Raw genomic sequence first — 16,006 nt, forward strand, 5'->3', positions numbered from 1 at the left:
TCTTTTTTACGGCTTAAACTGAGCATTTCCCGGAGATCCGGGAAGTCTTCATCTATAGTATTGCTGGCCAACCCTTTAAATGGATGTTTATGGCTGCCCTGATGCGGATCTCATCTGGCTTTCTCCTTTCATCGTCCACTCATCTTCCGTTGTTCTTCCGTTTTTCAATGGAGGATAATGGACGATGAACGGAAAAAGAAAGGAGTTATTCAGGTCAGATCCCGACGGAATACGATCCTTTAAGCCCACAAGAGCTGTTACGCGGCCCAGGAGGCTACCTTGCTTGTATTTTGGTTATGTAAGTTCAGCCGGGTCCCGGGAGCCCGCCAGGCGAAGCTGAAGTGCTCATTTCAGTCGTCAGGCCTGTCGTTCAGGCCTTCGCCGACGGGGAAATCCCAAACTTCTCTTTTTCCGCTTTTGTGCCTCTCAAACGCTTAGCTTTGTAGGGATACGCTCCAATATGAATTTCTACGATACTTTTTCGCTGTCATTCCGTACGGTGCGGAATAATAAACTTAGGACCGGCCTTACGGTGGCGATCATCGCATTCGGCATCATGGCGCTGGTCGGCATTATCACTGCTATAGAAGCAATGAACCAGAAGTTTTCGGAAAGCTTTTCCACGATGGGAGCGAATGCTTTTTCGATCCGGTTCAGGGAAAGGAATATCCGTTTTGGCGGTGGCGGCAATGAGGTTAAGCTGTCAAAAAAGACCAACAGGAAAGAGAAGAAATCTAACCTGGGAAAACGGATCAACAAAAAAGAGGCAGAGCTTTTTGTGACTAATTTTCGTTATCCGGCAACGGTGGGTATTTCAGTATTTGGTAACAGGAATGCCATTGCTTCATTTGGGGATCGCAAGACCAGTCCCAATCTTACATTAATGGGTGGCGACGAAAATTACCTGTTGCTGAACAGTTTTTCGCTGGCGGCGGGACGAAATATTAATCGCTCCGAGGTGCAAACAGGGTCGTATGTGTGTCTTCTGGGTTATGATGTGGCAAGGAAACTTTTTGGGGAAGACAAGATCGTCGCATCGGCAAACGCCATGATCCGTGTGAATAATATTCCTTTTCGCGTCATAGGCATTATGGCGAGCAGGGGATCGTCGTTTGGTTTCAGCAGGGATAATATGATCGTGACAAGTTATACGTCGATGGACAGGGTATTTCCATCGAACAGTTCTTATACGATCGCGGTAATGACAAACAATATGACGCAGGTGCCTGCGGCAATGGGGGAGGCGGAGGCGATCTTCCGGCCGATCAGAAGGTTGACCACGATAGAGGACAATAACTTTATCCTGGAAAGAAGCGATAGTGTTGCGGAGAAAGCGATGAACAGCCTTGGGTTTCTGACAACGGCTTCCAAGATCATCGGGATGATCACGTTGATCGGAGCGGGCATTGCATTGATGAATATCATGCTGGTATCCGTTTCGGAGAGAACGAAGGAGGTCGGCCTTATAAAAGCGATAGGCGGTAAGAAAAGAATGGTACGCATGCAGTTTCTGCTGGAAGCGATCATCATTAGTTTGATGGGTGCATTTTTCGGAATTATTCTGGGGGTTGTAGTGGGAAATGTGTTTTCGCTTGTATTAAACACGGGTTTTGTTGTACCATGGGATTGGGTGGGTCTGGCAATACTGATATGCAGCCTGGTTGGGTTGGCAGCAGGATTGTACCCGGCATTCAAAGCGGGTAAGCTAAATCCGATAGAGGCATTGAGGTATGAATAACAAATGAAATTTCTATATTATAAGAATGTTATGACGTTATTTTCTTCAGCCGAACGGGTTGTTCAGTTAAAAAAATCCTTACCTTGACCCCCCTTCGTTGAAAAAAACATCGCGAGGAGATTTTTGTATAAACTTTTTCAGTAGAATTGTAGCCTTAAAGTAAGGCTCATTTAACATTTAAAAACACTAAAAATTAAGATCATGGCTGAGACTAAACCAACTGCCACCGCATCGGTTAAGGCTACTTCTGTTCAACCTAAAAAAAGCGGCAATGCTATTTCCTGGATTGCTCCTCTCGTTTGTGTGATTGCCGGTTTTTTAATCTGGCGTTTTGTTCTTGGTGCTGCCAGCGGGTTTAATAATCCTGATGCAGCTGGTGGTTTCTGGCCTGAGCACAAAGGACCAAAAGATGCCCTTCACAGGATCTACGAAGGTGGTATCATCGTTCCTTTGTTGATTGGTATGCTCCTGATGGTAATCGTTTTCTCTATTGAAAGATTCCTGACTATCCAGAAAGCTTTGGGTGCAGGTTCTATCTCTGACTTCGTTCGTAAAGTACAATATCACCTCGCTAACCGCAACGTTGACGCTGCGCTGGCTGAGTGTGACAAACAACGCGGTTCTGTAGCTAACGTTATGAAAGCTGGTCTGCGTCGTTACAAAGAAATGATCAACGAAACTGGTCTGGATACTGAGCAAAAAGTTCTTTCTATCCAGAAAGAAGTAGAAGAAGCAACTGCACTGGAGCTGCCTATGCTGCAGAAAAACCTGGTGTTCCTGTCTACGATCACTTCAGTAGGTACACTCGTTGCCCTTCTCGGTACGGTAATCGGTATGATCAAATCGTTCTCTGCTCTTGGTGAATCAGGTGGTGGTAACTCAGCTGACCTCGCGGTAGGTATCTCTGAGGCCCTCTATAATACAGCACTGGGTATCGGTACTTCAGCCCTGGCTCTGATCATGTACAACGTATTTACTACTAAGATCGACTCTATCACTTATGGTATTGATGAATCTGGTTTCACACTTACCCAAAGCTTTGCTTCCCTGTATAAATAATCAGGCGGGTTTGTGGATTTTTCCCAATCATTCATCTCATACTAAACTGAAGTAGAAATGCCAAGTATTAAAATGCCTAAGAAGAGTACGGACACGGACATGACTCCATTCGTGGATATCGCGTTCCTGATCCTGTCCTTCTTCATTATGGCAACAAAGTTTAAACCTGAAGAGCCCGTTAAGGTTGAGACTCCGAACTCGGTTTCTTCAGACATTTTGAAGGAAAGCAATGCGATGCTGATCACGATCGACAAAGACAGCAAAGTATATGTGAACTTCTCGTCTGTAAATGATGCGAATAAGGATAAGTTGGGCACTATTATCGACGGAGTGGCTACTTCAAGAGGAATTGCTCTTACTGATGCTGAAAAGCAGAACTTTAAGGGCGCGCCGATCCTCGGTGTTCCTTTTGCAAGCCTTAAAAGCTACCTCGATATCCCTAACGCTCAACAAGGTGCAACGCCTCAGCCAGGCATCCCCGTTCTCGACTCATTAAATAATGAGCTGATCTGGTGGATCGCTGAAACCAAGAAGGCGTTCGCCGGCGAAAAACTGCTTTATCTGATCAAAGGTGACAATACTTCCAAGTATCCAGCTTTTGAAGCAGTGATCAACGCCCTGCGTCGTAATGAGGAGTTCAAATACAACCTCATCACTGCACAGGAAGGAGCTCCTGAAGGAACTGAGTTGTTCATTCAACGACTTAAAAAGCAACAATAATCTGTAAATTAATTTATTATGGCAAGTATAGAAGGCGGCGGCGATAGTGGCGGCCACAAGAAAGGCCCGGGCGTGAAGAAAGCCAAGAGAATGTCTACCCGTGTGGACATGACTCCGATGGTGGATCTTGGATTCTTGCTGATCACATTCTTCATCTTTACCGCAACAATGAGCTCTCCAACAACCATGGATCTCAATATGCCGAAGGATACGGATAAACAGGAAGAAGAAACCAAGGTTAAGCAATCTGGCGCTCTGACAATCATGCTGGGTAGTAAAGACCAGGTCTATTACTACGAAGGCGAATTGTTGCCCGATGGTTCGAACTTTAAGCAGACTACTTTCAAAGGTATTCGCGACGAGATCATCAGAAAGAAAAAAGCAGTTATCGCTGCTTACACCGGAGATGCTGCTTGCGAGCAAAAAGCCCGCGAAAAAGGTAAAGCTGACCCAAGAGCTGAATGCCAGGACCAAGACCTGGTGATAGTGATCAAACCAATGGAAGATGCCACTTACAAGAACACGGTGGATATCCTTGACGAAATGACTATCAATGCAGTAAAGCGTTTTGCCATGGTTAAAATCTCTGATACTGAGAGAGACCTGGTAAGAGCTACTGAGGGAAGTGCTCCGGCCACGAAATAAATCCTGATTTTCCTTATGGAATGAACCAGGACAAGCATCTAATCTTAAATAAAAAGCAAAAATGGAAGCCAATAAAATATTATCCTCCGATCTTCTTGACCTCGTATTCGAGGGCAGGAACAAGGAGTATGGGGCTTATGAGCTGCGCAGACGCTATAACAAGCGGATCACGCTGGCTTTGATCATCACAGGCTCCGTTGCGCTGCTGGCCCTCATCGGCTCTATTATAGCCAGTGAGCTGAAGCCTTCAGACGATGGAAAGCTGGAAATCAAAGAAGTAACGCTGCAGAAAGTGGAACAGCAAGAGGAGCCAAAAGAGCTGCCTCCGCCGCCTCCGCCGAAGCCACCAGATCCTCCGAAAATTGAAATGAAACAGTTCACACCTCCTAAGATCGTAAAAGATGAGGAAGTGCAGGAACCACCACCCGCTCAGGAAGAGCTGAAAGAAGCTAAAATTGACGTGGTGAGCCAGGAAGGTATCAAAGACGAAGGTATCGTTGCCCCTGCCGTGATCGATGACGGTAAAGGTGTTGTGGAAGAGAAAAAAGTAGAAGATGAGAACAAGATCTTCGAAAAAGTGGAGATCGAAGCATCTTTTAAAGGTGGTGAAGGTGCCTGGAGGAAATTCCTCGAAAGAAACCTGAACGGTAACACACCAGTGGACAATGGTGCAGCTGAAGGTACCTACACTGTTTATATCCAGTTCGTTGTAAGTAAAGACGGTTCTATCTCTGATATCAAACCTCTTACAAACCACGGCTTTGGTATGGAACAGGAAGCGATGCGTGTAATTAAAAAAGCACCATCCTGGACTCCAGCGGTTCAAAACGGCCGTAGCGTAAACGCCTACCGTAAACAACCGATCACCTTCCAGGTGACTGGCGAATAAGAAACGCGAATTTCTTAACGCGAATCTCTTAACGCGGATTCCGCGAATAGGCTGGTAATAAATTGAATCCTCCTCCGAAGTTCGGAGGAGGATTTTTCATTTAACGCGAATGAGTGCGAATGGCCGCGAATGATCGCGAATAGACCTTATAAAGCAGAGGCCTTACTGACGAAGTAAGGCCTCTGCTTTTATTAATTAGTTGAATACTTGATTGGTAGGAGGAAGAGAGTTTTTTCGGATCAGGAACAAAGGTTGGGGCAAGGGAGTGATCAGGTTGAAAAGTTGGGGGATGGTCTGCAAAATGGCTTCCGTTGAAATGTTCGGGAGCATCGCTCGCATAAACTTCTGCCGGCCCTTCCACCGTAGCGAAGCGGAGGAGGGCACCTGGGCCAGTCGCTCAAAAGATTTATCGCCCTCAGCGTGTCAGCTTGTCACCATTTTTCACTGCTTAAAATCCCGTCAAACTTTGGACGGCCAAAGGACGACCAAGAGACGAACTAACGACGACTAACAAGCATTTCAAAAACACGCGAAGTTTGACCCTGAATGATCATCATCAGTCAACACATCAGCTGGCTTCACGTGCCAGAATGTCGTATCTAAGGAGCATACATCGCTTCAAGGCGTGCTCACGTTTTTTGTGCCCGATCAGACAGCTATCGCTTAAAAACTTTTAAGTGGACAAGTATAATAACCCGTTTGCAGGATACCGGCAAGCCTGATCAAATCAGGCGAGGGACCGAAGCAAAAGCAAAAACTTTAAACTTTTAAACCATTAAACACTTAGACAACCATCCCACAACTTTTACGCTTGATCCGTTTTTTCGAGATTAAGTGGTCGAAAGTGCCTGCTGTGGATCGTTTACTGGGCCGCGTAGCGCAACCAGGATGGGCGGGAGAGCGTTTGGTTGCGAGGGCTTTATCTGAAGGCGCACCAGCCATATGCAGGGGCTGACAACAGCCAGGCATGGGCCGCCAATGAATGCCGCGCTTTCTACCTGCGCAGTGAATGATCGTTGCGCTCCACTTGCCACAGCGATTGCTTCCAGCTCGTTCAGTCTAAAATAGTGAGTATCGGCTGCAAATGGGCATACGACAGCAACCGCATTACTGCGTCTGACCGTCGTCGCCCACTTTCATCTGTATATAATTCCACTTTCCTATCTCACTTTTCCTTTTTTGATTACACCAACAATGAAAAATAAAAGCACCGCCCTTTTCAGGACTGCCCTCCTCCACCAGTCCTGAAAATGACGGTGACTAAAGAAATTTCTCTGCTGTAAATATCGCTCCAACAAGTAGGGCAAAACAAGGGTAAAACACAAGATCTCAGCAGAAAATAACAGGAAAATCAGTTGAAAAAACGCGATAAGTATTGAATAAAAATATACTTCATTAGCTCAGTGAGCGGTGTTTTCCGCTGATCAAAATTGGGTTTGAACTTTCGTATGGCCCGCACTGTTTCATCTCTTGTTATCTAATTCGCGAAATTCGCGTTATGAAATCCGCGTTTCTTAATTTTGGTGCACATGAATAACTCACTTTCAGGTTGGGATGATACAATTATCGCCCTGGCAACGCCACCGGGTATTGGGGCAATAGGCGTGATAAGACTGAGCGGAAAGCTCAGCTTTCCAATAGTGAATGAACTTTTCCCTTCTAAAAATCTGCTGGAAGCGGCCTCTCATACGATCCAGGTTGGTTACCTGCAGGAAGACGGTAAGCCTGTAGATGAGGTGGTGCTTTCCCTTTTTCGCGGTCCGCGTTCCTATACCGGTGAAGATGTGATCGAGATCAGTTGCCATGGTTCGCCTTACATTCATCAACAGGTGATCGATGCATGTATGCGGAAAGGAGCACGACTTGCAAAACCGGGAGAGTTTACTCAACGGGCTTTCCTTGCCGGTAAAATGGATCTTGCGCAAGCAGAATCCGTAGCAGATATTATTGCAAGCAATACAGCAGCATCTCTTAAAACTGCACTGCATGCGATGCGGGGTGGATTCTCTGCACGGCTAAAGGATCTCCGTGAGCAGTTGATACGTTTTTCGGCATTGATCGAACTGGAGCTGGATTTCTCACAGGAGGATGTTGAGTTTGCAGATCGCGGAGCCTTTTATTCGCTGGTTAATGAACTGACCCATTCCACAAAACAACTGATAGAATCCTTCCGTCTTGGCAACGTGATCCGAAATGGAGTGAGTGTTGCAATCATAGGAAAACCAAACGCAGGCAAATCAACTTTGCTGAATACCCTGCTGAATGAGAATCGCGCGATCGTTAGCGATATACCGGGAACAACGCGCGATACTATTGAAGAGGTGATCAATATCGGCGGAATACTATTCAGGCTGATCGATACAGCGGGTATACGTCAGCATACCAGTGATATTATCGAAACGGCCGGTGTTGAACGTAGCCTCGAAAAAATGAAGCAGGCCGATCTTGTACTGTTTTTGTTTGATGCATCTGATGATCTCGCTGAGATCACTCAGCGTGTTGATGACCTGAAACAACAACAGATAAAATATCTGCTTGTTGCAAACAAAATAGATCAGGCCCCGGGTCATAAAGAGAAGTTTGCCGGATGGGAAGATCTGATCTTTATTTCAGCAAGACAGCATTTGCATATCGAAGAACTGAAAGAGCAAATGACGGCAACGGTAGTTGAAGGAGAGGTGCAATCCGAAAATAATATTGTCACGAATGCCCGTCACTACCATGCATTGAAACAAGCATTGCAGTCGCTGGAGGATATACAGACCGGCCTGGATAATCTGATCCCCGGAGATCTGCTGGCACCGGACATCAGGCGCGCCCTTCATTACCTGGGAGAGATCACGGGGCAGGTGAGTAATGAGGATATGCTGGATTATATTTTTAGTAAGTTCTGTATTGGGAAATAGAGGGGCTCTATTCTTTGATGTTTTTTGCCTTCCTGTTTTGTAGAATTGTACTTGTAGCACGCGATAAAGCTTGCCAGTAGTATTATCATCTATTTAATAGCCTCCTGGTAAAGAAATGCGGTTGACCCGTGACAAGAATGAGGATGATTTATCGGAATGATAACTTTTTCCTGCTTGTTTTCTTCAAGGTTTCTATACGTATTTAATGAGAATTTAGTTGTCTTTTTTTTTTCGGCTGGTAGCCTTACATGCGCAGCAAAGGCGGTACGGTCTAATTGGTGGAAAAGAGGGAACACAAATGAATTTGTGAAATATTCAAGTGGGCAGCCAACGACAAATGTTGCTCAAATTCTAGACAGGGTTGTAGATGTTGCGGGTGTCTGTACTGGCTTAACTATAGATTACATTTTACGTCAATAGTAGCGATAACGAACTATACAGGCACAACGAGTAGTGATGGGAGTCAAGGTAAAAAGGGGATAGTGATTGTACATCCATTGGAAAACAGGGCACCTTCGAATAGCAAATAAAGGGTGGCATAATTTAAATTAATGTAATGAGAAGAGGATATATTTTTATTATATTTTTTTCACTGATTATAGCAATTTTACAATCATTGAGATATCGGCTTTTTACGAAGCAAGACTTGAGTGAAGGAGTCTTTAATAATTTGATTATACAAATAGTTATTTTATTTTTATTCCAAACAGTTGCAGGGGTCTTGGCCGTTCGGTGGTATTTTAAACTAAAAGACAAGTAGAATACATTCCAATGGTATCCCGAAGAGCCTTTTCAATCTTAAAGAATCATACGTTGTAGTCTGGCTGAATATGTTTTTGAAAGGACTGTTTGTCCTCGGTTGAGGAAAGGGCTATCGTCAATGAATAGAATTTATCGGGTCCGGTGCTTGCCGGACTTTTTTATGCCATATTTCGCGGGATGTTCTGGTGAAAGAACTCCTGGAGCTTTTGTTTGGTACGCTTGAAAAGGCTCATGCACCACTTCCCTCAGGGAATTTATTCGACTGAATAAAACACGATTAAGTATGAAAGAACTAATAATATTGTTCGGAGCTATTTCAGGCGTGATGGCTTTTGCAAGGAGACTTGTAGAACATTTGGCTGCGATACATTTTGGTGCATTTGCAAATAACTTATCATCAGGTACTGCAGCGGATGATCATGTTGGGCTATCTGCTTTTGGTGTACCGTTGCCACCCTTCGAAAGAGGTGCTCTTTATGAAATGGCGGCTTATGGTAATATTGGTTCAACAAACAGTAGTTACGGGATATACAGTCAGTATAGTTTAGTTCGGAATAAGCCAACAGGTGTGCTGCCCGGGCAAACCAATGACCGCATTAGTAGAGCTGAGGAGTTTAAGCTTGAAAAAATAAATTAGACCTATGAGAACAAAATACAATCAAAATATGGCTATCAATGTAAAGTAGGTGTCTGAGAAAACCTGGCAATGGCCGGAATTTAATCTAGATATTTCAAAGAATTTCAGCCATTCAATCATAAGAGCAAAAACCCTTTTTGAATCTAGCCTCACTCAGGACGATCCTTCCTTCCCCTTCGCTATATACTTCAACTCATACACATCCGTCCTCCTGTCCTTCAGATTACGTACACTACCCAATGAATGCAATTCATCCAGTAATGAAAGATCAACATCAGAGATCACCACCATCTCCGTTCCCGGAGTTGCTTCACTTTTGATACCATTGTATGGAAACGCATAATCACAAGGCGTGAACACTACCGATTGCGAGTACTGGATATCCATATTTTCTACATTCGGCAAATTCCCAACGCTCCCTGAAATAGCCACAAAGCATTCGTTTTCTATCGCCCTTGCCTGCGCACAGCAACGCACACGCATGTAGGAGTTTTGGGTGTCGGTAAGAAAAGGAACGAAGAGGATCTGCATTCCCTGGCCGGCCAGTAGCCGTGCCAGTTCTGGAAATTCGACATCATAGCAGATCAGTATGCCCACCCGGCCTGCGTCTGTGTCGAAAGTCTGCAGTTGTGAGCCGCCCTGCATTCCCCAGTATAGTGATTCGTCCGGCGTAACGTGGATCTTTTCGTAAGTGTCAAGTTTGCCATTCCGGTGGCAGAGAAAGCCAACATTCTTCAGCTGACCATCTTCGATACTTGGCATGCTGCCGGTAATGATGTTGACATTGTATTTGATAGCGAGGTAAAGGAATTTTTCCTTTATCTCTGGTGTAAACTGCGCGATAGCACGCATTGCTTCCGCTTCTCCGAGATGATTGAATGGTGCCATCAATGGCCCGTTGAATAGTTCAGGAAATAAGGCGAAGTCACTTTTATAACCAGATACAGCATCCACAAAATACTCCACTTGCGAAAAAAGTGCATTCAGATCGGCATAAGGTCTCATCTGCCATTGTATCAAACCAAGCCGTACATAACTGGAGGGACCGAAAGCTTTTCTTGCACGTGGCGAATAGTAAATATTATCCCATTCCAGCAAGGTTGCAAACTCTTTACTTTCGGTATCATCCGGCATATATCCTTTCAATACCTTTTTTACGTGAAAATCATTGGACAGTTGAAAACTGAGCACCGGGTCATAGATCTCTTTTGTTCGTACTTTATGGATGTATTCTTTCGGACTTAATTCAGTTGCATGTTTATAATAATTCGGGATCCTTCCACCGAAAATAATACTCTGCAGGTTGAGCCGTTCGCAAAGCTCCTTGCGCGCATCATACAGGCGCCGCCCCATGCGCAAGCCACGGAAGTCGGGATGAATAAAGATCTCTATCCCGTAAAGAGTATCTCCTTTTGGATCATGCGTGCTGAACGTGTAATTTCCCGTGATCTGCTTGTAAGTATGTTCATCCTCGAACTTTTCATAGTTCACTATGATCGAGAGCGCACACCCGATCACTTTTCCATCTGCTTTTATTACGATCTGGCCATCTGAAAATTTCTGTATCAGATTACTGATCGAAGTAAGGCTCCAGTAGCTTCCAGCCCATTCGGGGTAGGATGCTTTCATAACAGACAATAGTTGCTGATAATCGTCGGTAGAGAGCTTTTCGGTGGTCAGCTCGTTGATATTCATATCCATATTGCTGAGGTGGCTGTATTCTTCGGCTACGATTCATCCGGGCCGCGATAAGCCAAATATCCAGCTGCAATTTTCATGCTGACCGGTTATGAGCAGACATGATCATCCCGTCCGGGCAAGTGTGAGGAAAGATGTGCCCGTTCAAGGTGTTCCGCGAACAATCTGGTGAGGACTTATAGGGGCAGCAAAAAGGCTGCTCAATAGAACAGCCTCATCGTCATTTTTTATCCTTTTTATCTTTTTGATCTTTGTCGTCGTTTTCCTCCGCCTCTTCTTTGATGTTTTGCATGATGGAAGAAACAGGGCCTTCCATATTTTCCTGCGGATCAGTTTTGTGCAGTGTTTCCGGATCCGGTTTGGTAACGGGGTTATCTTCTTTTTTCTTTTTATCCTTATCGTTTGCCATAAATGGTTGTTTAGAATAAAAAAACAAACACCGGACCATAAAACTGGCACATCTAAAGATCAAGGCCGATCTCCCTCAGGAAGGCTTCCTTGTAATTACTGCCAATGGGAATTTCCTTATCGGCAATAAATACCCTGTTTCCTTCAATATGACTGATCCTGGTCTTATTGATGATAAAAGAACGATGCACCCGCAGGAATATATGGCCCGGAAGATGTTCTTCAGCATTGGAGAACGTCATTGAGGGGGACAGTACCTGCGACTGCATAACGAATTTGGTAAAGTTGCCAGCCGCCTCCGCATATAGAAGTTCATCAAAGCGGATCTTGAATATCTTCCGGTCTGTTTTTACAAAGAAGAAATCTTCGGTTGTTTTCTCGTCCGGGATCATCGTGCTGGTACTTATTTGCTGTGCGGAAGATTGCAGGCGTTCTACTGCTTTATCTACCGCGATCATGAACCGGTCGAGAGAAAAAGGTTTGAGAAGATAGTCAATGACCGAAAGATCGAAAGCATCGATCGCGTATTCCTTATAGGCAGTGGTTAAAATAACCTGTGGCTGGGTTTTCAGGGTTTTCAGGAAAGTAATTCCATCCATCACGGGCATGTTGATGTCAAGAAACAGGATATCCACTTTTTGATTTTGCAGAACCATTTTTGCTTCCAGGGCATTCGCGCAGGTTGCAACGACTTCCAGATAGGGCAGTTGATTGCAGTAAGCCTGGATGATGTCTCTGGCAATCGGCTCATCTTCTGCTATTACACAGTTATATTTCATCGTCTTGCTTTTAGTTGGAGCATGATCGTATATTGTTCCGGCTCCTGGTTGATATTCAGAATATGCTCGAACGGATAAAGCAATTCCAGTCTTTTATATACATTCGTTAATCCCATCCCGCTGTTTTTCCCGGGAAGTTTACGTTGATCTTGCTCGCTGCTGTACGAGTTGCTGGCTTTAAAAATGATCACGTCATTCTCAATAGCCATTTTTATATCAATGAAACATTGACGGGCTGATGTATTTCCCGCAAACTTAAACGCATTCTCTACAAATACGATCAACAGCATCGGAGCAATTTTTATATCAGCACTGATGCTGGTTGCCAGATCAGTTTCCAGCACCAAGCGTTGCCCCATTCTGATCTTTTCAAATTCGATGTAGTTACTGATATATTCCATTTCCATCTTCAACGGCACATACGTTTCTCCTGCCTCATAAACAGAATAACGCAGAAGATCCGACAGACGCAGCAGTAAAGGCGGGATCTTTTCATGCTGAGTGATGGATAGACCGTAAAGATTATTCAGTGTATTAAAAAGAAAATGCGGACTGAGCTGCGATTGAAGTAATTGCAGTTCTCCCTTACTTTGAGCAGCGGCATTTCGTGCTTCGCTGAGCTGCCGCTGCGTATTGGCGCGGATCATTTTAGCAACAGCACCTATGCCGAACCCGGACATCAGCAGCGGAAGCAGGAAAGTGGCAAGGTTTAATCCTGTTCTGCGGCCAAAAGGGAAGGCTGCATGGAAGCAAAGCCATGAAACAAGGAGGACCGTGATCACTGCAATGGTCCCAATGAAATTATTGGAAAATCTTCCGGTACGATCAGTCCAGGATCCGATAATAAAACGGCCCGAGAATACAGATAAAAAGAAACCGGCCGTCATACTACCGGCAACAGCTTCCGAATCCGGTACGTTCAGGGTTTCAACGTACGCATTTACTGCGATCCACACCGGTATTGCCAGCAGCCCCGCAAAAAAGAAATAATTCCGGCTCCCAAAAAAATCTTTAAAACGAATTGTGCTCATAGTCTTTTTTTACTCACCGCGTAAATTTCAGCTGTTCGGCTATACCAGGTAAGTTTTAGTGACGGAAACGAGTCCTTCCCTGTCGTAATGCCCGTAATGCAGGACCAGATGGTTTGTCCATGCGTGGAAGCATTCCGTCAGTTGAATACCAAGTTACAACACTATTATTTCCGAACCCTTCCACGCTGATCAATATTTGCCTATCAAATGATGATCATGAAAAAACTGACCTTATTTCTTGCCGTTCTGTTGATTTCGAACAGCATTTTCTCTCAAAATGTTTCCGGTATTGTTGTTACGGGCAATCAACAGCCTGTGGCGGGTGCCACGATAAAGTTTATCAGCCAGGTCGATTCAACTATAACGGGAACCACAACCACGCAGGTTGATGGCCGCTTTAGCATAAATCTCCGGGCGGGTTCCTGGAAGATCACTGTTGATGCTATGGGATTTCGTCTCTACAAAGCAGACGTAGGTGTCGAAACGGGAAGCAATCTGCAGCTGCCACAAATTATCGTACAGCCCGCGGAAGTTAAGGAATTGGAAGAGGTGATCACGAAAGCAAAAAAAACATTGCTGGAGCATTCCATTGACCGGACCACCGTAAATGTGGACGCTATGATCAGCAGCTCTTCCAGCAATGCACTTGAAGTACTTGCCCGCACACCTGGTGTAAACGTGGATAATAACGGGAATATCAGTATGAACGGGAAATCCGGTGTAATGGTGCTGATAGACGGAAGACAAACATATATGTCTTCACAGGACCTGTCCAATTATCTTAAATCAATACCCGGAGCTACTTTGGAGAAGATCGAGCTTATTGATAATCCCCCGGCGAGATATGATGCCGCTGGAAACTCGATCATCAATCTCCAGTTAAAAAAGAAACGTGTAGCCGGTTGGACAGGTAGTGTTTCCACAGGATATTCCCAGGGACGATATGGACGGCAGAATTATGCAGGCAACCTCAATTTCAACTATAAAAAAGTCACCTGGTATACAAACATCGGCCATAACAGGGACAGGATCTTTTCCGATGATGTTTTTAACCGAAGGTATTTTGATCAGCAGGGGCAACTGGCGTCGTTGGTATTGCTCAATAATGCACAGCGATTTCGCGGAAGATTGGTCAACCTGGTTTCAGGTATCGATTATCAGCTAAGTACTAAAACGAACATCGGCGTAATGGTAAATCTGAATGGAGGAAAACGTGTAGGGGATTTTGACTACAATAGTACAACGCGGTCTCCCATGCATATGATAACAGCAGAAGGATACGGGAGTACTTATTCAACAGATAAGCGAAACAATTTAACTGTTAATATGAATATGCTGCATAAACTGAAGCAAAAAGGGCAGGAGATCAGTGTGGAAGCAAATCATATGCGTTATCGCATACGGATGGATCAGGATCTGCTGAATTTTCAGGGGCCTGAGTTTGGCGGCAATGTTGCGGTTTCGAAGTTTGCCTATATCGTTCCCGCTGATATTTCGATCTACACGGCAAAATCAGACTACGTGCAGCCTTTCCTGAAAGGAACATTTGAGGCGGGCATAAAAACAAGCTTTGTTACAAATGACAACGTTTCCGATTTCTATGATAAGAAGCCGGGCACACCCGAATGGATTGAAGCAATGTCCAACCATTTTATTTATAAAGAGAATATCAATGCGGGCTATTTCAACTTTAATCAGCGTTTCAAAAGGTTCTCGCTGCAGGCTGGATTCCGGGCAGAACAAACCATTATCAATGGTCATCAGGTAGGCAATTCAGTAGTGAAGGATAGTAGCTTCAGGCGCGATTACTGGAAATTCTTTCCTTCTGCTGCGATCGGATACAAATTGGACAGTAGCGGTACAAGGCAATTGATTTTTCTGTACAGCCGCCGGATCAACAGACCAAGCTATCAGTCACTGAATCCTTTTGTTTTTTACAGGGACAATTTTTCCTATAGCGGAGGTAATCCGATGTTGAACCCCCAGATCCAAACCCGGTACGAATTAAAGTATCAGCACGGGCAGCGGTGGTGGACCGGATTAAGCTACAACAATTTCACCAGCGTGATCCTGCCGATCACCACCGTGCAGGACAGTCTTTATATCACAAGGCCGGACAACTATGCACGGGGTTATATGGTACTGCTGAATGTTGGTGTAAGCATATCTCCTGCAAAATGGTGGACGATCAACTCTACGATCCGTTTGTCAAGAATTGGGCTTCGCGGCAACTTTGATAACACAAAACTGCGTCCGAATACAAATATCCTGCGCTGGGAATTCAATAGCTATTTCCCCATCAACGATAAGTTCTCGGCTGAGCTGAACAGCTATTACGCCAGTGCAGACCTGAATGGACAAAACAAAACCAGTGGAATGTACAGGGTCAACACCGGGTTTCAATATAAACTGAGTGAGAAAGGAAGCATAAGACTGAATCTTGATGATATCTTTTATTCATGGAAATATCATAACCGATCTGTTGGGTTAACGCAGGCGGACTATACGCAGGTGAGTACATCAGATACGCAGCGTTTCGGCATTTCGTTCAATTACCGGTTTGGTAAAAAGGCATCAAAGACAAGGAGAGGGACCGATGAGGAAGAGGCTGGGAGGGTACAGTAAGTGATTTGGAATAGTAAAAGAATCCTTTTTTTGCAATCAGCATTGTAAAGACTTTCTTCTGTTTCTTCCTGCCTTGCCGGTTGTTTTGCCGGTAAGGCAGAAAGAATGT

At 44.7% G+C, this 16,006-nt stretch carries 13 protein-coding genes; 8 read left to right on the forward strand and 5 right to left on the reverse strand.

What is annotated here, in order from left to right; all coding sequences use genetic code 11:
* Positions 1–87 precede the first annotated feature (87 nt).
* Positions 88–249 carry a hypothetical protein gene (locus tag LZZ85_RS18930; protein WP_237874919.1) on the reverse strand — a complete coding sequence of 54 codons (162 nt, stop codon included), beginning with the start codon at positions 247–249 and terminating at the stop codon, positions 88–90.
* 211 nt (positions 250–460) lie between these two features.
* On the opposite strand from LZZ85_RS18930, the gene LZZ85_RS18935 reads away from it, so the two are divergent.
* The 7 genes from LZZ85_RS18935 (at position 461) to LZZ85_RS18965 (ending at position 9,356) form a co-directional block, all read left to right on the forward strand.
* On the forward strand, positions 461–1,738 hold the full coding sequence (locus tag LZZ85_RS18935; protein WP_237874920.1) for an ABC transporter permease: 1,278 nt from the start codon (positions 461–463) through the stop codon (positions 1,736–1,738).
* 201 nt (positions 1,739–1,939) lie between these two features.
* Positions 1,940–2,797: a MotA/TolQ/ExbB proton channel family protein gene (locus LZZ85_RS18940; RefSeq protein ID WP_237874921.1), complete on the forward strand. Its 858-nt coding sequence runs from the start codon at positions 1,940–1,942 to the stop codon at positions 2,795–2,797.
* Positions 2,798–2,854: 57 nt separating this feature from the next.
* Positions 2,855–3,517: an ExbD/TolR family protein gene (locus tag LZZ85_RS18945; RefSeq protein ID WP_237874922.1), complete on the forward strand. Its 663-nt coding sequence runs from the start codon at positions 2,855–2,857 to the stop codon at positions 3,515–3,517.
* An 18-nt stretch (positions 3,518–3,535) separates the two neighbouring features.
* On the forward strand, positions 3,536–4,162 hold the full coding sequence (locus LZZ85_RS18950; RefSeq protein ID WP_237874923.1) for an ExbD/TolR family protein: 627 nt from the start codon (positions 3,536–3,538) through the stop codon (positions 4,160–4,162).
* 61 nt (positions 4,163–4,223) lie between these two features.
* Positions 4,224–5,051: an energy transducer TonB gene (locus tag LZZ85_RS18955; protein ID WP_237874924.1), complete on the forward strand. Its 828-nt coding sequence runs from the start codon at positions 4,224–4,226 to the stop codon at positions 5,049–5,051.
* 1,529 nt (positions 5,052–6,580) lie between these two features.
* A complete protein-coding gene (gene mnmE, locus LZZ85_RS18960) occupies positions 6,581–7,957 on the forward strand; it encodes a tRNA uridine-5-carboxymethylaminomethyl(34) synthesis GTPase MnmE (protein ID WP_237874925.1) in 1,377 nt (458 codons plus the stop codon).
* A 1,045-nt stretch (positions 7,958–9,002) separates the two neighbouring features.
* Positions 9,003–9,356, forward strand: a complete 354-nt coding sequence (locus tag LZZ85_RS18965) for a hypothetical protein (protein ID WP_237874926.1) — start codon at positions 9,003–9,005, stop codon at positions 9,354–9,356.
* 153 nt (positions 9,357–9,509) lie between these two features.
* Here LZZ85_RS18965 and LZZ85_RS18970 read toward each other — a convergent pair whose 3' ends face one another.
* The 4 genes from LZZ85_RS18970 to LZZ85_RS18985 form a co-directional block, all read right to left on the reverse strand.
* The gene (locus tag LZZ85_RS18970; RefSeq protein WP_237874927.1) at positions 9,510–11,057 is read right to left on the reverse strand and encodes a carbon-nitrogen hydrolase family protein; all 1,548 of its coding nucleotides are present in this window, start codon (positions 11,055–11,057) and stop codon (positions 9,510–9,512) included.
* Positions 11,058–11,274: 217 nt separating this feature from the next.
* On the reverse strand, positions 11,275–11,463 hold the full coding sequence (locus tag LZZ85_RS18975; RefSeq protein WP_237874928.1) for a hypothetical protein: 189 nt from the start codon (positions 11,461–11,463) through the stop codon (positions 11,275–11,277).
* A 52-nt stretch (positions 11,464–11,515) separates the two neighbouring features.
* A complete protein-coding gene (locus LZZ85_RS18980; protein ID WP_237874929.1) occupies positions 11,516–12,241 on the reverse strand; it encodes a LytR/AlgR family response regulator transcription factor in 726 nt (241 codons plus the stop codon).
* A complete protein-coding gene (locus LZZ85_RS18985; protein ID WP_237874930.1) occupies positions 12,238–13,272 on the reverse strand; it encodes a sensor histidine kinase in 1,035 nt (344 codons plus the stop codon). The genes LZZ85_RS18980 and LZZ85_RS18985 overlap by 4 nt, the downstream gene beginning before the upstream one ends.
* A gap of 216 nt (positions 13,273–13,488) precedes the next feature.
* Here LZZ85_RS18985 and LZZ85_RS18990 point away from each other — a divergent pair, with 216 nt between their 5' ends.
* Positions 13,489–15,897, forward strand: coding sequence for an outer membrane beta-barrel protein (locus LZZ85_RS18990; protein WP_237874931.1), 2,409 nt, complete (start codon positions 13,489–13,491; stop codon positions 15,895–15,897).
* Positions 15,898–16,006 lie beyond the last annotated feature (109 nt).

The organism is Terrimonas ginsenosidimutans (genome assembly GCF_022012415.1).
In the GTDB taxonomy this organism is placed as follows: Bacteria; Bacteroidota; Bacteroidia; order Chitinophagales; family Chitinophagaceae; genus Terrimonas_A; species Terrimonas_A ginsenosidimutans.